The sequence below is a fragment of the Cellulomonas massiliensis JC225 genome, from assembly GCF_000312005.1.
GTDB classification, from domain to species: domain Bacteria; phylum Actinomycetota; class Actinomycetes; order Actinomycetales; family Cellulomonadaceae; genus Cellulomonas; species Cellulomonas massiliensis.
The window spans coordinates 892,859-912,041 of record NZ_HE978588.1 but is presented as its reverse complement, the minus strand read 5'-3'; the positions used below and the strand labels follow the sequence as shown (position 1 = coordinate 912,041).

General features: G+C 72.9%; 21 protein-coding genes and 1 tRNA gene. 9 read left to right on the top strand and 13 right to left on the bottom strand.

Going from position 1 to position 19,183, the window contains the following annotated elements; genetic code table 11:
- The first annotated feature begins 43 nt into the window (after window positions 1-43).
- Window positions 44-1,087 (top strand): MarR family transcriptional regulator, encoded by a 1,044-nt coding sequence (locus HGCM_RS19275; protein ID WP_019135654.1) that lies wholly within the window; start codon window positions 44-46, stop codon window positions 1,085-1,087.
- A 103-nt stretch (window positions 1,088-1,190) separates the two neighbouring features.
- Window positions 1,191-2,129 carry an NADP-dependent oxidoreductase gene (locus tag HGCM_RS04325; RefSeq protein ID WP_019135653.1) on the top strand — a complete coding sequence of 313 codons (939 nt, stop codon included), beginning with the start codon at window positions 1,191-1,193 and terminating at the stop codon, window positions 2,127-2,129.
- 242 nt (window positions 2,130-2,371) lie between these two features.
- Here HGCM_RS04325 and HGCM_RS04320 read toward each other — a convergent pair whose 3' ends face one another.
- The 9 genes from HGCM_RS04320 to HGCM_RS04270 all read right to left on the bottom strand — a co-directional run bounded on the left by HGCM_RS04320 (window position 2,372) and on the right by HGCM_RS04270 (window position 7,317).
- Complete coding sequence (locus HGCM_RS04320; RefSeq protein WP_019135652.1) at window positions 2,372-2,608, bottom strand: hypothetical protein; 237 nt, start codon at window positions 2,606-2,608, stop codon at window positions 2,372-2,374.
- A gap of 48 nt (window positions 2,609-2,656) precedes the next feature.
- Window positions 2,657-3,139, bottom strand: a complete 483-nt coding sequence (locus HGCM_RS04315; protein ID WP_019135651.1) for a hypothetical protein — start codon at window positions 3,137-3,139, stop codon at window positions 2,657-2,659.
- A 123-nt stretch (window positions 3,140-3,262) separates the two neighbouring features.
- Window positions 3,263-3,634: a hypothetical protein gene (locus tag HGCM_RS04310; protein ID WP_147572657.1), complete on the bottom strand. Its 372-nt coding sequence runs from the start codon at window positions 3,632-3,634 to the stop codon at window positions 3,263-3,265.
- Between the two features lie 190 nt (window positions 3,635-3,824).
- A complete protein-coding gene (locus HGCM_RS04305) occupies window positions 3,825-4,148 on the bottom strand; it encodes a hypothetical protein (protein WP_147572656.1) in 324 nt (107 codons plus the stop codon).
- Between the two features lie 81 nt (window positions 4,149-4,229).
- Window positions 4,230-4,637, bottom strand: coding sequence for a hypothetical protein (locus HGCM_RS04300; protein WP_147572654.1), 408 nt, complete (start codon window positions 4,635-4,637; stop codon window positions 4,230-4,232).
- Between the two features lie 441 nt (window positions 4,638-5,078).
- Window positions 5,079-5,693 carry a hypothetical protein gene (locus HGCM_RS18705; protein ID WP_161604960.1) on the bottom strand — a complete coding sequence of 205 codons (615 nt, stop codon included), beginning with the start codon at window positions 5,691-5,693 and terminating at the stop codon, window positions 5,079-5,081.
- A gap of 271 nt (window positions 5,694-5,964) precedes the next feature.
- Window positions 5,965-6,435 (bottom strand): hypothetical protein, encoded by a 471-nt coding sequence (locus HGCM_RS04280; protein ID WP_147572650.1) that lies wholly within the window; start codon window positions 6,433-6,435, stop codon window positions 5,965-5,967.
- A 283-nt stretch (window positions 6,436-6,718) separates the two neighbouring features.
- Complete coding sequence (locus HGCM_RS04275; protein ID WP_019135645.1) at window positions 6,719-7,108, bottom strand: hypothetical protein; 390 nt, start codon at window positions 7,106-7,108, stop codon at window positions 6,719-6,721.
- 126 nt (window positions 7,109-7,234) lie between these two features.
- A tRNA-Leu gene (locus tag HGCM_RS04270) sits at window positions 7,235-7,317 on the bottom strand.
- A 279-nt stretch (window positions 7,318-7,596) separates the two neighbouring features.
- Between HGCM_RS04270 and HGCM_RS04265 the strand changes: the two genes are divergently transcribed.
- From HGCM_RS04265 to pknB, 7 genes are read left to right on the top strand one after another with little or no spacing between them, the layout of a single operon-like run.
- A complete protein-coding gene (locus HGCM_RS04265) occupies window positions 7,597-8,304 on the top strand; it encodes an FHA domain-containing protein (RefSeq protein WP_019135644.1) in 708 nt (235 codons plus the stop codon).
- A 7-nt stretch (window positions 8,305-8,311) separates the two neighbouring features.
- Window positions 8,312-8,818, top strand: a complete 507-nt coding sequence (locus HGCM_RS04260; protein ID WP_019135643.1) for an FHA domain-containing protein FhaB/FipA — start codon at window positions 8,312-8,314, stop codon at window positions 8,816-8,818.
- A 5-nt stretch (window positions 8,819-8,823) separates the two neighbouring features.
- Window positions 8,824-10,176 carry a PP2C family protein-serine/threonine phosphatase gene (locus HGCM_RS04255; protein ID WP_019135642.1) on the top strand — a complete coding sequence of 451 codons (1,353 nt, stop codon included), beginning with the start codon at window positions 8,824-8,826 and terminating at the stop codon, window positions 10,174-10,176.
- Window position 10,177: 1 nt separating this feature from the next.
- Entirely contained in the window at window positions 10,178-11,695 is a 1,518-nt protein-coding gene (locus HGCM_RS04250; RefSeq protein ID WP_019135641.1) for an FtsW/RodA/SpoVE family cell cycle protein, read from the top strand.
- Window positions 11,692-13,137, top strand: coding sequence for a peptidoglycan D,D-transpeptidase FtsI family protein (locus tag HGCM_RS04245; RefSeq protein WP_019135640.1), 1,446 nt, complete (start codon window positions 11,692-11,694; stop codon window positions 13,135-13,137). The genes HGCM_RS04250 and HGCM_RS04245 overlap by 4 nt, the downstream gene beginning before the upstream one ends.
- A 5-nt stretch (window positions 13,138-13,142) precedes the next feature.
- Window positions 13,143-14,435: a serine/threonine-protein kinase gene (locus HGCM_RS04240; RefSeq protein ID WP_081596434.1), complete on the top strand. Its 1,293-nt coding sequence runs from the start codon at window positions 13,143-13,145 to the stop codon at window positions 14,433-14,435.
- A gap of 2 nt (window positions 14,436-14,437) precedes the next feature.
- On the top strand, window positions 14,438-16,423 hold the full coding sequence (pknB, locus tag HGCM_RS04235; RefSeq protein ID WP_019135638.1) for a Stk1 family PASTA domain-containing Ser/Thr kinase: 1,986 nt from the start codon (window positions 14,438-14,440) through the stop codon (window positions 16,421-16,423).
- Window positions 16,424-16,487: 64 nt separating this feature from the next.
- Here the strand turns inward: pknB and HGCM_RS04230 are convergent, their stop codons facing one another.
- From HGCM_RS04230 to HGCM_RS04215, 4 genes are read right to left on the bottom strand one after another with little or no spacing between them, the layout of a single operon-like run.
- Complete coding sequence (locus tag HGCM_RS04230; RefSeq protein ID WP_019135637.1) at window positions 16,488-17,141, bottom strand: aminodeoxychorismate/anthranilate synthase component II; 654 nt, start codon at window positions 17,139-17,141, stop codon at window positions 16,488-16,490.
- Window position 17,142: 1 nt separating this feature from the next.
- On the bottom strand, window positions 17,143-17,304 hold the full coding sequence (locus tag HGCM_RS20050) for a hypothetical protein (protein WP_019135636.1): 162 nt from the start codon (window positions 17,302-17,304) through the stop codon (window positions 17,143-17,145).
- Window positions 17,305-17,329: 25 nt separating this feature from the next.
- A complete protein-coding gene (locus HGCM_RS04220; protein ID WP_019135635.1) occupies window positions 17,330-18,226 on the bottom strand; it encodes a class E sortase in 897 nt (298 codons plus the stop codon).
- The gene (locus tag HGCM_RS04215) at window positions 18,219-19,073 is read right to left on the bottom strand and encodes a DUF881 domain-containing protein (RefSeq protein ID WP_019135634.1); all 855 of its coding nucleotides are present in this window, start codon (window positions 19,071-19,073) and stop codon (window positions 18,219-18,221) included. The genes HGCM_RS04220 and HGCM_RS04215 overlap by 8 nt, the downstream gene beginning before the upstream one ends.
- Window positions 19,074-19,183: the final 110 nt, after the last annotated feature.

Genomic DNA, 19,183 nt, shown 5'->3' with positions numbered 1-19,183 from the left:
TCTGCATTCCTTGCTCGAGCAAGCTCCTCGGTAGGCTCGGGGGATGGTCGACCGGTCGCTGGAGTCCCTCGCGCCGGTGAGCCACGCGATCTTCCGGGTCGCCCGCGCGCACAAGGCGATCGCCGGGCGCCTGCTCCGCGACGCCGGCCTGTACCCCGGCCAGGAGCTCGTGCTCATGACGCTGTGGACGCGCGGCCCGCAGCGGATGACCGACCTCGCCGCGGCGGTCGAGTCGGACGCGCCCAGCCTGACCCGCAGCGTGACCCGGCTGGAGAAGGCGGGCCTCGTCACCCGCACGCCCTCGTCCTCCGACCGGCGGGTGATGATCGTCGCGCCCACCCGCGCGAGCCACGCCCTGCGGGAGAAGGTGGAGAACGCCTGGCGCGAGCTGGAGCAGCGGACGGCGAGCGAGCTCACCGGCGCCGAGCAGGGGCAGGCCCTCGCGGCTCTGGGCCTGCTCGAGGGTGCGCTGGGCGGCGAGAACGCTGCGCCGGCGCCGGCCGGCACCGGTGCCGTCCCCCCGGCCGAGCCGGCCTCCGGCCTGCGCAAGGACGCCGCCGAGAACGCGGAGCGCCTGATCGCGGCCGCCGTCCGGGCCGGCCTCGGCGCGGACAGGTCCGTCCCGATGGCGCAGATCGCGGCCGAGGCCGGCGTGGGCGTCGGGACGCTGTACCGGCGCTACCCCAACCGTGAGGCCCTGCTCGAGGCCCTGCAGGTCCGGGCCTACCGGCTCCTCGTCGCCGAGGCGGAGGACGCGCTGGCGTCGGCGAGCTCCGGGCTCGACGCGATCGACCGCTACCTCAGCCGCACGTTCGCCCACCGGGACGAGTACGTCCTGCCGCTGCACGGCGCGCCGCTCACGGAGGGCACCGAGTCGGCGGCGCTGCGCGACCGGCTGAAGGGCCTCATCGCCGCGATCATCGAGCGGGGTCACAGCGACGGCTCCGTCCGTCCGGACGTGACCGGCTGGACCGTCGTGCGGTTCGGGGCGATGCTCGCGCAGCCGATGACGACGTTCCCCGGCTGGGACGAGGCCGCGGCGGAGCAGCGCGCGCTCTTCCTGCGCGCGATCGCCGCCCCGGCGTGAGGGTCGCGTTCCGCCCGGGGTGAAACCGGACGCCATCGTCCGCTTAGGCGCTACGGTGAGGCCGTGCGGCTCCAGCCCGCACCCCACCGAGAGGAACAGAGCCATGAAGGCAGTGCGGTTCCACGAGACAGGCGGCCCCGAGGTCCTGCGGTACGAGGACGCCGACGTGCCGACGCCCGGCGCCGGGCAGGTGCGCCTGCGCGTCGCCGGCTCGGCGTTCAACCCCGCCGACGGCGGCATCCGCGGCGGCTTCCTCCCCATCCCCGTGACGCTCCCCCACGTCCCCGGCTACGACGTCTCCGGCACCGTGGACGCCCTAGGGCCGGAGGTCGACGGGCTGGCCGTCGGCGACGACGTCGTCGGGTTCATCCCCATGGCGGCGGACGGCTCGGCGGCGCAGTTCGTCGTCGCGCCGGCGGACGCGCTCGTCCCCGCCCCGACGAGCATCCCGCTCGCCGACGCCGCGGGCCTGCCCTCCGTCGGGCTGACCGCCTCGCAGGCGCTCTTCGAGGCCGCCGGGCTCCGGTCGGGTCAGCGCCTGCTGGTCAACGGCGCGGGCGGCCCCGTCGGCGGCTACGCCGTCCAGCTCGCGAAGCGCGCCGGCGCGCACGTCATCGCGACCGCGAGCCCGCGAAGCCGCTCGCTCGTCGTCGACGCCGGCGCGGACGAGGTCGTCGACCACACGACCACCTCCCTGCTCGACGCCGTGACCGAGCCCGTCGACGTGCTGCTCAACCTCGCCCCGATCACGCCGGACGACTTCGCCGCCCTGGCCGCTCGGGTGCGTGACGGCGGGGTCGTCGTCTCCACGACGCCCCGCGTCCCGACGCCGAGCGACGAGGCCCGCGGGGTGCGGGCGGTGACGATCTACGTCCACCCGGACGCCGCGGTGCTCGCGGACCTCGTCGCGCTCGTCGACAGCGGCGAGCTGCACGTCGCGATCGCCGACCGGGTGCCCCTGAGCGACCTGCCGACGGTTCACCAGCGCGCCGAGGCCGGGCAGGTCCACGGGAAGGTCGTCGCGATCCCACCCGCGGTCTGAGGCCGCAGGTCGCCCTCCGAGCGCGCACGACGCCGCCCGTCGAGGGAGCAGACTCGCGCCATGCGGCGCGACACGCTCCAGGCGCTCGGGTGGTCCTCGGGCACGCCGGAGTGCTCGTCGCCATGGTCATCTGGCTGATGTCCGTCGCCGACGACTTCGACGACTGCGCCGCGGCCGTCGCGCGGCGGTTGTCCGCGGCGATGTCCGGCGTGCCCTGGCGACGCCCAAGGTGGACGAGCTCCTCAAGCCGATCCCGCCGGCGAGTCCTCGTCGCCTCCCGCGGCTCGCTCACGCGCCGCTGCCCACCGCTGGTGGCGGACGGCGAACGCACCGATCCCGCCGGCCTCGACCACGGTGAGCACCACCGCCGGCACCAGCATCCCCGCATAGAAGGTGTACGTCGCCACGGCGCCCACCAGGAGCAGCAGGACGGCGAGGACGAATGACACGGGACCCAGCTCCTGCGGCTCGTCGTCCATCCGCTCTGGTCTCCCTCGTCGTCTCACCATGACCGTGCGATTCGCTGCCTACCGAGACGCGCACGCCTCCGCGAGCAGGTCCGCCAGGTCTCCCGCCGGGACGTCGACGAGAGGCGGGTCCTCACTGGGCTGGACCGCGAGCGCTCGGCCCGGCTCGGGCGTGCGATCGAAGGCAGCGACCTCGACGACCCCGCCCTCGGGCGCCACGACCCGGGCGAAGAACGGCGCGCGCAAGGCCCCGAGCGTCGTCGCTGAACCGGTGCCGAACGACCACTCTTCCGCGTCGTCGAGGTCGATGCGCGCGTGCCGTTCAGGTTCACCGGTCTGGAGAACGACGGTCTCCTTCCCCCAGAAGTCGTCGCCCGGACCGAGCTCGATCGCGGTGAACTCCTCGCACGCCTGCACGACGACCACCACGCCGCCGTCCCGATCATGCACGAGAGCGAGACCTGCCGTGGGCAGGCCCGGGTCGCACGCAGCCACCGTCGCCGCCGTCGCGCAGACGAGCGCCATCGCGCGAATGCCCTTCATCGCGCGCTCAGATCCACGCGCTCGTCATCGTCACGCGTCGGACGCGCCTGAAGGGCGTCGACGCATCACCTGGGCATGCCTCTGCAAGGAGGGGCCCCTTGACGAAGCCGGCCGTCCCGTCGATCAGTCGCTGTGCGGCGCACCTGCCGAGATCCTGGAGAGGACCCCGCGCAACGTCCTCACGTCCCGGGACGGCACGCTCACGGTCCACCGTCTCGCTCCGGCGTCGCTGGTGCCGGTGACATCGCTCATGGCCAGACCGCCGATCCAGGCGGACTCGGCCGGCGAGACCGAGACCACGCCGTAGGGCGGCGGCCCGAGAGCGTCGCGCAGTCGCCCGGCAGCCTGCGCCGTCTCGCCGAGCGTCAGGTCGAAGCGTCTGGGCCGTCCCGATCCCGGCACGATCCAGCACACCATCACGACCTCGCCGCCCTGCCGGATCAGCTCCTCGTCAGCGTCGGGGGAGGAACTCCCGCGGAAGAAGTGCCTGAGCACGTCGAGAGCCGTTCGAGTGCCGGCGCTCCTCCGCCTCGACGGACCCGCTGACCTCATACCGTGCATCTCCTCCGCAGGCAGCCCCTGCACTCCGTCGCTGACTGTCCGGCGCGGCGAGCTCGTCACCGGTCCGAGCACCAGTGCCGGTCGCGGTCCGGCGATCATCTCGGTCCCCACGTTGCCGCCTCGCCTACACGGTCCAGTCGAAGAAGAACCGAATCGGGGCGCACAGCGTCGATGCGATGACGCAGCCGAAGGAGTGCCCTCGGCTGATCGCGAGTTTGAAAGCCACAACGCCCGTCAGGACGAGACCCGCGATCAACGACGCGAGCGCCGCCACGTAGATCCAGTCCGGCAACGTGGCCACCAGGCCGGCGATCAGCACCGCCGCGCTGACCATGCCCAACAGAGAACAGGTCATCAACGCCGGCGTGGTCGGCGGCATGTCGACAACGTTGAGCTCGCGGCTCGCCGCTGACCTCTTCACGGTCGACCCATCCTCTGTCCGGATCACGCGCCGGTCGCACCTTAGCCATCCCAGGGGTCGCAGCCCGCGCGGCGGCGCGGGTGGAGTGCTTGACGTCAGGACCCTGGGCTACGAGAGCATCGCGATGCCGGAGACGATCGATCCGGTCCCGCCCACGAATGTCGCTGCTTCGACGAACAGCAGAGCCGCAGGAACGGCAGCAGGCCTTCGCCCTTCCCGCTGGCGCCGCTGACAAGCCCTGCGGATCGCCAGTATCACGAATCCGCCGACTCCCATCACGGCCAGACCCACGCCGACGCAGCCGGCGGGAACCGGCTTGTCAGTCAGCCCCCACGCCCCGAAGGCAAACGCCGCGAACGCAGAGCCGAACAGTGCGAGGCCGGCCGTCTGCACTGCCGCACCGATGAGGCCGTCGTCCGTTCCCGGGTATCCCGGCCAGCCGAGCTGGAACATCCCGCCGCCTTGGACGACCAGGAGCACCGCGCAGACGGCCATGACAACAGAGAGCGCGATCATCACCGATCCCCGTCGAGGTACTGCCAGGAGAGGTCTGCGGCGCGATGGTGGAGGGACGCGCTGCGCCCGACCGTATCGCCGAGCATCCCGGTCGCCGTCAGACCCGGGCACTCGTCACCCGATCGACGGAGCGGGCATGCGTCGGAGCTGGGCGCGAGCCACCCCGTAGATGGCGAACTCCCGGCCGGCAATCCCGGACCGGGAGTCAGTCACTGTGTGGCGTGTTCGTTGAACTTCTGACCTGCGGGGGATGCTCGTGCTGGTCAGGGGCTTGTACAGGTTGAGGACGGGGTTCTGTACCTCCGGGGGAGTGGGACGGCGGGTTCGAGGCCCGCGTCGAGCTGATGAGCGCGACGCCCGACGTGCGAGGGCGCCGGCTGCGCGGGCGGGCGTCGACGCTGGTCCCTGAGCAGTCGACGCCTGGACGCGGCATGGCGCTGGCTACGGCGCGGGGGCGGGTGTGGGCTCGCTTCGGTGTTGGCCACCGAGGTCGCTGGTGATGATGACCGGCGGCTTGGAGGCTTCGGCGCGCAGCTCGTCGAGCGTGTCGACCAGCCCCTGCAGGGAACCGCCTTCGTCCCCCAGCGCCTCGAAGTGGAACTTCCCGGTGGAGTCGACGGGCGCGAAGAACGCACCAGCCCAGTGGACGGTGTATCCGCCCTCTCGCCCGTGGTCGACGACGAACACGACCGGCCCCATCGTCGTCATGCCCTTGCGGTACGTGTCGAACGGCAGCGACCCGTTGACGGGCACGGTGAGCCGGATCGTCGTGGACTGGTCCTCGAAGCCGAGACGCTCCTCGACCTGCACGACCAGGTCGACGGTTCGCCACAGTGCGTCCTCGTCGTCGAAGGCGACCTCCTGACTGGTCGCACCCTCACCCGGGGCGATGTACGCCTTGCCCGGCTCGACGTCGCTCACCACCCCCACGACAACACCCGCGGTCAAGGGCGCCGGACGTGCGCCGTCGATGACGAACCGCCTGTTCGTCAGCAGGTCCGTCAAGGACCGTTCCGGGTTCACGCGAGCGACTGCTTCGGTGCGCCCGGCGTACATCTCGATGACCTCTGCGCGAGCGGCGACCGGCGTTGCGCACGCTGCGAGCGAGGCAACTGCGAGCACAACGACCGTGCACCCGACTGGGCTGGGCATCGCCTGCTACCTCCAGTCGCACGAAGCCGACCTGCCAGACCGCCGGAAGCGCCCTCGCGGCCCCACCTGGCTGATGTCGACGGATCGTTCTTTCTTGCGGCCGTTGGCGACCTTCAATCCGCTCGCTCCAGCCTCGTGCCACCTGACCTGCTCGCCCAGGCCGGCTTCCCACTCCCTACGCTCCCGTAGGGCTGCAGACTCGACTCGCACTCAAGGGCACCGAGCCGGGACCGCTCTCCTCTTGACGCCTGTCGCGCGCTAGCCGGGTCGGGCTGTAGCGACCGGACCATGTCTCGGGCGGCGCCATCTCGAGCAAGAGCGCCCAACCGATGCCGAGGCCGATAAACGCAGCTACCGAGATGCGCATGCGGCGGCGAAGTCGGGCCTGCGCTGGTCTGCGAAGCCACGCGGCGGAGAAGAGCTGGTCCATCAGGAGCGCCGGCCGCAGACCGGTCACAGCAATGGCGATGACGTATCCACCGGCGAGGAGCTCGTTGATGGAGGCGATGTTGAGCAACGAGGTCCCGACCGTGAGCGCCACGGCGCCGAAGAGCGGCCACGCGAGCCCAGCAGTCCAGCGGCGCTCATCCGGCAGGAGCGGGTCCCGGGCAGCGAGCAGGCCCGCAACGACCGACAGCATCGGCACAACAGGCCACCCGACCACTCGACACCTCCTCGGACCGTTCCCTCGTTGGCTGCGCAACTCGTTGCGCATGATGATGGACGCGCCTTCGACGTCCCGAGCGCTCCCTGGCCAGACCGGAGCGCCGAGGCCTATAGGTACCGAGCGACCCGGGCCGCATCGTCAGCGCAACGGCGATCCGGAAGCACTTTGACGTCCCGCGTGGACTGAGCGGCGGCAGCGAGGTGGCCGCTCTGCGTCACCGAAGAGTTCGCAGAGGCCGCTCGACGACGGCGGGTGCACGGGGTCAGCGGCGTTGGTTCTCGGTCGGCGCGAACACGCGAACGACCTCGGCGTCGAACAGGAAGCTCGTGTCGACCAGGTCCACGCCGAGCTCGTACGACACGTCTCCGACCGGCGGTGGTGGCGCTGAGAGGAAGTTGAACTCGTTGTGCCGCATGTCGGTAAACGCGTAACCATCGCTCGAGACCGACCAGCGGGAGATCTGCTCGAACCGCAGGACGAGAGTGCGGGAGTCAGGAAGCGCGAACACGAGCTCGAGCGCGCGTTGCTCGTAGTCGACGCAGACCGACCGCAGATCGGCATAGTTGTAGAGGTCGACGTATCCGAAGTCGTCTGTCTCGAGCTCGATGATGCCCACGTCGGACGCGAGCGGTTCAAGTCCGATGAATCGCATGCTGATCCTCGCTTCCGCCGTCGACCGCGGCCGTGCGCCAGTTCACCCTCGAGAGCCAACCCGCAGGGTCAGCGAGAGACGACGAACTCCCGGCCGGGAAGCCCCGACCGGGAGTCAGTCACTGTGTGCGCGAGGGGGGATTTGAACCCCCACGCCCTTTCGGACACTGGCACCTGAAGCCAGCGCGTCTGCCGTTCCGCCACTCGCGCGCGCCGCAGAAGATTAGCACGACGACGAGGTGCCTCCGAACCGGCCGGTCCGGCCGCGAGGCGGCGACGCCGGACCACCGCAGCAGGCCCGTGAGCAGGGCTCATCCGCCGGTGAGACCGCGTGCGCGACCACGGGCGCACGAGGACGGCCAGCGCGTCCACCCCCCGTCGGACCCCTCCGGAGCCCCGGCGTGGATACCATCGACGCGGACCGCCCACGGCCCACCCGCCGACCGTCCCCGCGACGGTCGGGTCGCACGCGCCAGGAAGGAGGCTGGGATGGGATTCCTCGACAGGTTCGAGAACGGCGTCGAGCGCGCCGTGAACAACGCCTTCGCCCGGGCCTTCAAGAGCGAGCTGAAGCCGGTGGAGCTGAGCAGCGCGCTGCGGCGCGAGCTCGACGACCGCGCCGCCGTGGTGGGGCGCGACCGGACGGTCGTGCCGAACGAGTTCACGATCGAGCTGTCCACGGCCGACTACGACCAGGTGGAGGCGTGGGGCGCGGAGGCGATGGCGGACGAGTTCGCCGCGACCGTCACCGAGCACGCGGCGAGCCAGCGGTACGCGTTCGTCGGGCCGGTGACCGTGTCGTTCAGCGAGAACGTCGAGCAGGAGGCCGGCCGGTTCCGCGTGCACAGCGCGACGGTGCGCGGCGCGGTGGCCCCGGCGACGTCGCAGCCGCCGAGCGCTCGCCACCCGCTGCTCGACATCGACGGTCAGCGCTACCTGCTGACCGGCCCGGTGACGATCATCGGCCGCGGCTCGGAGGCGGACATCATCGTCGACGACCCCGGCGTCTCCCGCCGGCACCTGGAGATCCGCGTGACGCCGGACGGCGTGATCGCGAGCGACCTGGGGTCGACGAACGGGCTGTACGTCGAGGGCCACCAGGTCCCGGCCGCGACGCTGCTGGACGGGAACACCCTGACCATCGGACGCACACGGATCCTGTTCTGGACGGGCCCCGAGCCGGACCCGGACGCGTGACGGGCGCATGAGTGAGCTGACGGTCACCCTGCTGCGGCTGGGGTATCTCGCGCTGTTGTGGGTGCTCGTGCTCTCCTCCATCGCAGTGCTGCGCCGCGACCTGTACGGGACGAAGATCTCCCGTCGTCGCACGGCGCGCGCCGCCTCGGCGGGCCCGGCGCCGTCCCCGTCGCCCGGCCCCGCACCCGTGGAGCCGCCGCAGCGGCCGGCCCGCGGTGGCGGCGACGCCCGGCGGCTCGTCGTCACCGAAGGGCCGCTGACCGGCACGGGCGTCCCGCTCAGCTCGTCCGCGGTGCTCATCGGCCGCTCCCCTGCCTGCACCCTCGTCCTCGACGACGACTACTCCTCCTCCCGGCACGCGCGCGTGTTCCCGCACGAGGGCGGCTGGTTCGTGGAGGACCTCGGCTCGACCAACGGCACGTTCCTCGGCGAGAGCCGTCTGACCGCCCCGACGCCGCTGCCCACGGGCACGCCGGTGCGGATCGGCCGCAACGTCATCGAGCTGCAGAGGTAGCCCGGGTGTCCGTCGCGCTGAGGTACGCGGCCCGGTCCGACGTGGGGCTGGTCCGGTCGAACAACCAGGACTCCGGCTACGCCGGCCCGCACCTGCTCATGGTCGCGGACGGCATGGGCGGCCACGCGGGCGGGGACGTCGCCTCGTCGGTCGCGGTCGCCGCGTTCGCGCCGCTGGACGGCGAGTCGCACGGCCCCGACGACGCGCTGGGGCGGCTCGAGGAGGCGCTCGAGCAGGCGCGGGACGAGATCGTCGCGCGGACCGAGACGGAGCCCGAGCTCGCCGGCATGGGCACGACCGTCGTCGCGATCCTGCGGGCGGGCAACAAGCTCGCGATGGTGCACCTCGGCGACTCGCGCGGGTACCTGCTGCGCGACGGCGTCCTCACGCAGGTCACCACCGACCACACGTTCGTCCAGCACCTCGTCGACATCGGCCGGATCACGCCGGAGGAGGCGGAGCACCACCCGCAGCGGTCGGTCGTCATGCGCGTGCTGGGCGACTTCGACACCGAGGTCACGCCCGACATGTCGGTGCGCGAGGCGCGCGTGGGCGACCGGTGGCTGCTCTGCTCGGACGGCCTGTCGGGCTTCGTGAGCGCCGAGACGATCGGCGAGACGCTCCGGACGATCGACGACGTCGACTCGTGCGCCGACCGTCTGGTGCAGCTCGCGCTGCGCGCGGGAGGCGGCGACAACGTCACGGTCGTCGTCGCGGACGTCATCGAGCTCGACTCCGTCGCGGACGGCACGGGCCCCAGCACGTCGGCCACCGTCGTCGGCGCCGCGGCCGTGAACCGGGACGCGCCGACGCGTGCCGGCGACGGCCCCGCCGCCCGTGCAGCGAGCCTGGCCGCGCAGGCCGCGGCGGCGCAGCAGGCCAAGGACGACGGCGAGGACGAGAGCGCGGCCGCTCCGGCCGGCGACGAGGACGACGACACCGACGAGGAGCCGGGCCGGCGCTGGCGCGGGCTGCGGTGGGCGGTCGCCGCCGTCGTGGTGCTGCTCGTCGTCGTCGGCGGGGCGGTGGCCGTCCGGGGGCAGTACTACGTCGGGATCTCCGACGACGAGATCGCGATCTTCCAGGGCGTCCCCGCGTCGGTCGGGCCGGTGTCCCTCTCGACCGTCGTCGAGCGCTCGGGCATCCGCGCCGACGAGATCAAGCCCGGCTACCTCGCCGACCGGCTCGAGCAGACGATCCACGCCGCGTCGCTGGCCTCGGCGCGCGACCTCGTCGCGAAGCTCGAGGAGCAGACCGTCGAGCCGGCGCCGCAGACCTCCGCGCCGAGCACCCCGGCGCCCACCCGCACCCCGCTGTCCACGCCGCCACCGCCGACGACCGACCCGGTCGAGGGCTGACATGGCGACAGTCCAGCCGCTCCCCGTGCGGGCCGGCCGCGGCACCGAGCTGGTGCTGCTCGTGCTGGCCCTCGCGGTCGGCATCGGCGCGTACGTGCTCGTCGGCATCGGCACGTCCGGCGAGGTGCCGGCCGACGTCGTCGGCTACAGCATCGGCCTCACGGTGCTGTCCGTCGGCATGCACGTCGTGCTGCGGTGGCGGGCGCCGTTCGCCGACCCGGTGATGCTGCCGCTGGCGGTCGCGCTCAACGGCGTCGGCCTGGCGATCATCTACCGCATCGACATCGGCTACGAGGCCGCGGGCAAGGAGCACGGCTTCGCGGGCCGCCAGCTCGTCTGGACGGGCCTGGCGATCGCGCTGGCCGCGGCGGTCATCGTCTTCCTGCGCGACCACCGCACGCTGCGCCGGTTCACGTACACGGCGATGGTCGTCTCGCTCGTCCTGCTCGTCCTGCCGCTGCTGCCCGTGATCGGCCAGACGATCAACGGCGCGCGGATCTGGGTGCGGCTCGGCCCGGCGGGCCTGCAGCCGGCGGAGCTCGCCAAGATCACGCTCGCGATCTTCTTCGCGGGCTACCTCGTGACGCACCGCGACGCGCTCGCCCTCGCCGGGCCCAAGGTGCTCGGGCTGCAGCTGCCGCGCCTGCGCGACCTCGGACCGATCCTCATCGTCTGGGTCGCCTCGCTCGGCGTCCTCGTCTTCGAGCGCGACCTCGGCACCTCGCTCATGCTCTTCGGCCTGTTCGTCGCGATGCTGTTCATCGCCACCGAGCGGTTCTCCTGGGTCGTCATCGGCGTGCTGCTGTTCGTCGGCGGCGCCGCCCTCGCCGCGAACCTGTTCGGGCACGTCCAGGCCCGGTTCGACGTGTGGCTGCACGCGCTCGACCCCGAGGTGTACGACCGTGAGGTCGGTGGCTCGTGGCAGCTCGTCCAGGGCCTGTTCGGCCTGGCGAACGGCGGGCTGTTCGGCACCGGGCTCGGCCAGGGGCGGCCGGACCTCGTCGCCTACGCGCAGTCGGACTTCGTCGTCGCCTCGCTCGGCGAGGAGCTGGGCCTGACCGGGCTGTTCGCCCTGCTCATGTGCTACCTGCTGCTCGCCCAGCGCGGGCTGCGCTCGGCGATCGGCGTGCGTGACGGGTTCGGGAAGCTGCTCGCGGGCGGCCTCGCGTTCGTCCTGGCGTGGCAGACGTTCGTCGTCGTCGGCGGCGTCACCCGGATCATCCCGCTGACGGGCCTGACCACGCCGTTCGTCGCCTACGGCGGCTCGTCGCTGCTGGCGAACTGGATCATCGTCGCGCTCCTGCTGCGCATCTCCGACGACGCGCGCCGGCCCGCGCCGGCGATGCAGGTGCTGACGATCGACGACCTGCCCGACCCCGACGAGGACGACGCGGTGCCCGCCGACGCGCTTCCGGCCCGCACGTCGTCGGTCGCCGCGGCGCGCCCCGCGCGCACCGGCTCGGACGAGGACGCGCACGGCGACGACCACCCCACGGAGCGGATCGGGGGCGTGTCGTGAACACCCCGCTGCGCCACGTCGCGATGGTCGTCGTCGGCATGTTCCTCGTCCTCATGGGCGGAGTGACGTGGATCCAGTACCACCAGGCGGGGTCGCTCAACGCGGACGGGCGCAACTCCCGCCAGCTCTACCGCGAGTTCGGCGGGCCGCGCGGGCCGATCGTCGTCGCCGGCGACGCGGTCGCGCGCTCCGTGGAGGTCGACGACGACTTCGGGCGTCAGCGCGAGTACCCCGAGGGCGAGCTGTACTCCACGGTGACGGGCTTCTACTCCATCGTCGGGAAGACCGCGCTGGAGAACGCCGAGAACGGCGTCCTCACCGGCCAGAGCGACCAGCTGTTCTTCACGCGCGTGCGGGACCTGCTCACGGGCCGCTCGTCGGAGGGCGCGGCCGTCGAGACCACGATCGTCCCCGCCGCGCAGAAGGCCGCGCTCGAGGGCCTCGGGTCGCAGCAGGGCGCCGTCGTGGCGATCGAGCCGGCGACCGGCAAGATCCTGGCGCTCGTCTCGACGCCGTCGTTCGACCCGAACCTGATCGCGCAGAACGACACTGCGAAGGCCACGGCCGAGTACCGCAAGCTGGAGCAGGCCGAGGGCAACCCGCTGCGCAGCAACGCGACCCTCGAGACCTACCCGCCCGGCTCCACCTTCAAGCTCGTGACGGCCGCCGCCGCCCTCGAGAACGGCTACACCCCCGAGACGAAGGTCGACTCCCCCCGCACGCTGCGCCTGCCCGGCACGAGCACGGACCTGCCGAACTTCGGCGGGGAGTCCTGCGGCGGCGAGCAGGTGTCGCTCGCCGACGCGCTGCGCGTCTCGTGCAACACCGCCTTCGCGAACGTCGGCATGGACCTGGGCGTCGACGCGCTGCGGGAGCAGGCCGAGAAGTTCGGCTTCAACTCCTCCGAGCTCACCATCCCCATGCCCGTCGTCGCCTCGCGGTTCCCCGAGGAGCTCGACACCCCGCAGACGGCGCTGGCGGCCATCGGCCAGGGCAGCGTCACCGCGACGCCGATGCAGATGGCGATGGTCGCCGCCGGGATCGCCAACGACGGCGTCGTCATGCGGCCGTACGTCGTCGACACCGTCCGGTCCGCCGACCTGGAGGTGGTCTCGCAGACGCAGCCGTCGGAGCTCTCCACCGCCGTGTCGCCGCAGACCGCGGCCGAGCTCACCGAGATGATGGTCGGGGTCGTCCGCAGCGGCACCGGCACGGCGGCGCAGATCAGCGGCGTCGACGTGGCGGGCAAGTCGGGCACCGCGGAGACCGCCAAGGGCGTCGACCCGCACGCGTGGTTCACGGCGTTCGCGCCGGCGGACGACCCGCGGGTGGCTGTCGCGGTCATCGTGGAGCGTGGGGGCGACATGGGCAGCGACGCGACGGGCGGCCGGGTCGCCGCGCCGATCGCGCGCGCCGTCATGCAGGCGGTGCTGGGCTCGTGAAGGCGATGACGGGCGCCGTGCTCGAGGACCGCTACCGGCTGGTCCGGCAGATCGCCGTGGGCGGCATGGGCGAGGTGTGGGAGGCGTACGACGAGACGCTGACGCGCCCGGTCGCCATCAAGGTGCTGCGCGAGGAGTTCGCCGGCGACGACGGCTTCCTGGAGCGGTTCCGCACCGAGGCCCGCAACTCCGCGTCGCTCGGCCACCCGAACATCGCCCAGCTGTTCGACTACGGCGAGGCGGACGGCTCCGGCTACCTCGTCATGGAGCTCGTGGTCGGCGAGCCGCTGTCGGACCTGCTCGAGCGCGAGCCGGTGCTCCAGCCGCGCAAGCTGCTGCCGATCCTCGCCCAGACCGCGCGCGGCCTGCACGCGGCGCACGAGGCGGGCGTCGTCCACCGCGACGTGAAGCCCGGCAACATCCTGCTCGGGCGCGGCGGCCGGGTGAAGATCACCGACTTCGGCGTCTCCCTCGCGCACAACCAGGCCACGATGACCGCGACCGGCATGGTCATGGGCACGGCGCAGTACCTCTCGCCGGAGCAGGCGGTCGGGCGGGCGGCGACGCCCCTGTCCGACCTGTACTCGCTCGGGATCATCGCGTACGAGGCCCTCGTCGGGCACCGGCCGTTCACCGGCCCGACCGCGGTCGACATCGCGGTCGCGCACGTCAACAACCCCGTGCCGCCGCTGCCCGCGGCCGTCGACAAGCCGCTCGCCGCGCTCGTCATGCGCCTGCTCGACAAGGACCCGTCGAATCGGCCGACGTCGGGCGAGGAGCTCGCCCAGATGTTCGACCAGCTCGTGCCCAAGACGCCGCCCAGCGGCGTCCCGGTGCTGGTCACGCGTGCACTGCGCGCGGTCGACCCGTTCGCGACGGCCGTCGCCGGCCGGCACTCGGCAGCCGCGAAGGACGTGCCGGCCGAGGCGACGCCCGGCGGCACACCGGTCGCCGCGCCCATGCCCCCGTCGGTGCCGCCGACGGCTCGCCGCCCTCGCCTGCCCTCCGACATGGCGGCCGCCGGCAAGGTCGCCGCGCAGCGCACGTCGGAGACCCTGCGCAGCGGTCCGCGCCGCATCTCCTGGCCGCTCGTCGCCCTCGTCGTGCTGCTCGTCGGCCTGCTCGGCGCGTGGCTCGCGAACCAGATCACCAAGGCCGACGGGCCACCCGCGTCGCTGCTGGTCAGCGGCGTGACGCCACCGACCGGATACCCTCTCGGTGGGACGGGCACCGACGACGGGCTGCGCGACGTCGTCACGGGCCCGCAGACGACATCCTCACGAGCGAAGGACGCCTAGTCGTGGACGAAGGACCCCGGATCCTCGCCGGCCGTTACGAGGTCGGTGAGCTCATCGGCCGTGGCGGCATGGCCGAGGTGCACATCGGCCACGACACCCGCCTCGGGCGGACGGTCGCGATCAAGGTCCTGCGCTCCGACCTCGCGCGCGACCCGTCGTTCCAGAACCGGTTCCGCCGCGAGGCGCAGGCCGCCGCGGCGCTCAACCACCCCGCGATCGTCGCCGTGTACGACACGGGCGAGGACGTCGTGACCGAGCCGACGGGCGTCGTCGCGCACGTGCCGTTCATCGTCATGGAGTACGTCGAGGGCCACACGGTCCGCGACATCCTGCGCAACGGGCACGCCGCGCCCATCGAGGAGGCGCTCGAGATCACCGCGGGCGTGCTGTCGGCGCTCGAGTACTCGCACCACGCCGGCATCGTGCACCGCGACATCAAGCCGGCGAACGTCATGCTGACCCCCACGGGCGCCGTCAAGGTCATGGACTTCGGCATCGCGCGCGCGGTGGCCGACTCCGCGGCGACCATGACGCAGACGCAGGCGGTCATCGGCACCGCGCAGTACCTGTCGCCCGAGCAGGCGCGCGGCGAGACCGTCGACGCGCGCTCCGACCTGTACTCCACCGGCTGCCTGCTGTTCGAGCTGCTGACCGGCCGCCCGCCGTTCACCGGCGACTCCCCCGTCTCCGTGGCCTACCAGCACGTCCGGGAGGCCGCGCCCGTCCCGAGCTCGATCGCCTCCGACGTCCCGGAGTCGCTCGACCGCATCGTCGGCAAGGCGCTCGCCAAGGACCGCGAGGTCCGCTACCAGTCCGCCGCGGAGTTCCGCGGCGACCTGGAGGCGGTGCTGCGCGGCGGCACCGTCACCGCGCCGCCGCTCGGCGCGGCGGCCGCCGCCGCGGTGGTCGCGGCCGGCGCCGACGCCACCCAGGTCATGACGCCGGCCACGCAGGCGACCCAGGCCATGCCGCCCGCCGTGCCGTGGGCCAGCACGGGGCTCGAGGTCCAGCAGACGTCGCAGGACGAGGAGGAGAAGGGCCGCCGCAAGTGGCTGCTGCCCCTGCTCATCGGCATCGCGGTGCTGGCCGTGGGCGCGATCGTGGCGCTGCTCATCGCCAACATGAACCGCTCGGCGGAGCCCGAGACGTTCCCCGTCCCGCCCGTCGCGGGCAAGACGTGGGCCGAGGCGGAGGACATCCTCACCGAGGCCGGGCTCGTGCCCACTCGCCAGGAGAAGGCCTCCAAGGACGTGCCCGAGGGCCAGGTCATCGAGACAGACCCGGCCGAGGGCGAGGAGGTGGAGAAGTCGACCCCGGTCGCCGTCTTCGTCTCGACGGGGCCCGCGTCCGTCAAGGTGCCCGACGTCTCCGGCATGTCCGCGCAGGCGGCGACGGACGAGCTCCAGCGGCAGGGGTTCAAGGTCTCGGCCGACCAGAAGACCGACAACACGCCGGACTTCGACGAGGGCGAGGTGTCGAAGACCGACCCGCCCGCGGACGAGTCCGTGAGCGACGGCGCGACGATCACGCTGTACGTCGCCTCCGGCAACGTCGAGCTGCCGGATCTCAAGGGCAAGAACATCGACGACGCCCGGAAGATCCTCAACAAGCTCGGCCTGTCCGCCAACACGACCCCGAAGCCGACGGCGGACGCCGAGGTCGACACGGTCGTGAGCCAGGACCGCGCGCCGGGGCTCGTCCCCCAGGGCACCGTCATCAACCTCGAGGTCGCCACGGCCCCGACGTCCGCGACGATCCCGACCGACCTGCGCGGCCAGACGTACGAGGACGCGGTCAAGGCGCTCGACAAGGTCGGCCTCAAGAACGTGACGCGCGTCGACGAGCCGTCCAACGACCCGGTCGGCACGGTGATCTACACCAACCCGAGCGGCGGTGAGGAGGTCGAGCTCGACCAGCTCATCGAGATCCACGTCTCGGCCGGCAACGGCGACGGCGGGCCGGGCAACGAGCCGAGCCCGGGCGGCTGACCCCCAGCGACGACGAGGGCCCCGGCCGGACGTGAGTCCGACGGGGCCTTCGTCGTGAGCGCCCTCAGAGCCGCACGAGCGGGTGCAGCCCCTCCGAGCGCTCGACGGCGTCGCGCGAGCCGCACACCTCGAGCCAGTTCGCGAGCAGGCGGTGGCCGCCCTCCGTGAGCACCGACTCGGGGTGGAACTGCACGCCGTACAGCGGCAGCGTCCGGTGCTGCAGCCCCATGATGATCGTCCGGCCCTGACCCGCGACGGTCGCCGTGACCTCGAGCTCGTCCGACACCGTGCCGTCCACGACGGCGAGCGAGTGGTAGCGCGTGGCGGTGAACGGCGTCGGCAGCCCGGAGAGCACGCCGCGCCCGTCGTGCTCGACCTCGCTCGTCTTGCCGTGCATGAGCTCCGGCGCGTGCGTGACCGTCCCGCCGAAGACCTCGCCGAGCGCCTGGTGGCCGAGGCAGACGCCGAGCATCGGCGTGCCGTCGGCGGCGCACTCGCGGATCACGTCGGTGCTGCGCCCCGCCTCGGCCGGCGTCCCGGGCCCGGGGGAGACGAGCACCCCGTCGAACCCCGCGCGCTCCTCCACCGGCGGCACCGCGTCGTTGCGCACCACGACCGTCTCCGCGCCGAGCTGCTGGAGGTAGCCGACGATCGTGTAGACGAACGAGTCGTAGTTGTCGACGACGAGGATCCTCGTCGCGCCGTCGTGCGTCGTCATCTCACTCACCCACGGTCGTGTCGTTGAACGGCATGTACGGCGCGAGCGCCGGGAACAGCCACAGGAAGCAGGCGGCCAGGACCGCCGCGGCGAGCAGCGCCAGCAGGACGACCCGCACCGCAGCCGGGCCCGGCAGGTGCCGCCACAGCCATCCGTACATCATCGCCCTCCCGGCGTCGTGCGTGCGCTCACGTCCCGGATCCCGACCGCGTCAGCTCCGCGACCGTCACGTCGTCCTGCGTGCCGACCGTGCCGTCGGCGCCGGCGAGCAGCTCCTCCGGCACGCCCTCGGAGACCGGCGCCCAGTAGTCCAGGACGCCGTGGACGACGAACCGCTCGCGCGCGGAGAACATCGGGTGGCACGTCGTCATCGTCAGGTACCGCTCGGTCGGCGTCGCGCCCGGGTCGCCCGGCACGGGCGCGATCACCGAGACCTGCGACGGGTCGACGACCTGCGTCGACACGACCCTGTACACGTACCAGGTGTCCGACCCCTCGCCACCGTCGCCCGTGGCGGTGCGCACCACGACGGCGTCGCCCTTGCGCAGCTCGGCGACGCGGTTGAACGGCTTGGCGTAGGTCGTCCGGTGGCCCGCGACGGCGAAGTTGCCGACGGCGCCCGGCATCGCCGCGCCCTCGTAGTGGCCGATGCCGAGCCGGTCGAGCACCCCGGCCTTGTCGGTGCCCTCGCTGACGGGGCGCTCCGGCTCGCCCTCCCAGCGCGGGACGCGCATCGTCGCGAACGTCGTCGCGTGCGCCGGCTCGGCCATCACGGGGGCGTCGCCCGTGTGCCGGGTGGCGATCGCAGGCCCTGCCGGCGCGGTCGGGTCGGCCGTCGGCACCGCCTCGCGGGCGATCTCGTCGACGATGCCGGCCTGCGCCCGGTTGCCCTCGACGTCCGTCCACCACAGCTGCCAGACGAGGAACGCCAGGAGCAGCACGCCGACGGTGATCAGCAGCTCGCCCGCCACGCCGACGACGCCGTAGACGACCCGGCCGGTCGACGAGGGCCGCGGGCCTCGGCCGTGCCGGGGCGGCCCGGTGACGCCGGCCCGCGCGCCGGGCGGGGTGCGCACCTCAGCCACCCGAGCCTCCCGCGCCCCTGGTCGTGCCGGCGTCCTCGGAGCCGGAGCCGTCCGGCGAGCCCGGCGTGGCGGTCGCGGACGCGTCCGGGAGCCCCGGCAGCACCTCGGTCCCCGCCGGGACCTCCGCCTCGTCCAGCTCGGTCGGCCCGGAGTACGCCGGCAGCCGCAGGTCGTCCTGCGCGTCCTCGACCTTCCAGCCGAGCCCGATGAGCGCGGCGTCGGAGACGTACGACGAGACGGCCTGCGAGGCGTCGAGCGCCGCGCGCAGCGCCGCCGGGTCGCCGATCGCGTGCACCACGTAGGGCGGCGAGTACACGCGCCCCTGCAGCCGCAGCACGTTGCCCACGCACCGGAAGGCGCTCGTCGAGATGACGCGCTGGTCCATGAGCTGCATGGCCTCGGCGCCTCCCGCCCACAGCGCGTTGATGACGCCCTGGAGGTCCTGCTGGTGCACGACGTAGCGGTCGAGGTCCACGCCCGGGCGCAGCGCGTCCTGCGGGGCGTCGTCGAGCGTGACCGTGAGGCCCGGGCCGCTGACGGGGGTCGCGCCGCCCTCGACGACGTAGCCGGCCGCCGGCGAGCCGACGCTCGCCCCCGCCGCGTCGTTCTCCGCCTCCGCCAGGTCGTCGACCTCGCCGCGCAGGTCGTCGACGGTCGAGGACAGCCGCTCGACGCGCGCGATCTCGACGCGCGCGAGGTCGTCCAGGTCCTCCGGGTGCCGCTGGCCGTCGGCGCGGGCGAACTTGGCGTTCGCGGCGAAGAGCACGCCCGCGAGCGCGAGCACGAGGGCGACGGAGAGCGTCCCGCGGGTGAACCGCGCGCGAGCGCGGTGCGGGTGCTCGTTCACTCGTCCTCCGGGGTGGTGCGGTACCGTGCGTGCCTCCGCGCGCGACGTGGCCACTACGCTAGGTCACGACGCCACACGACCGTGACGATGCGGCAGCGGATCACCCGCCG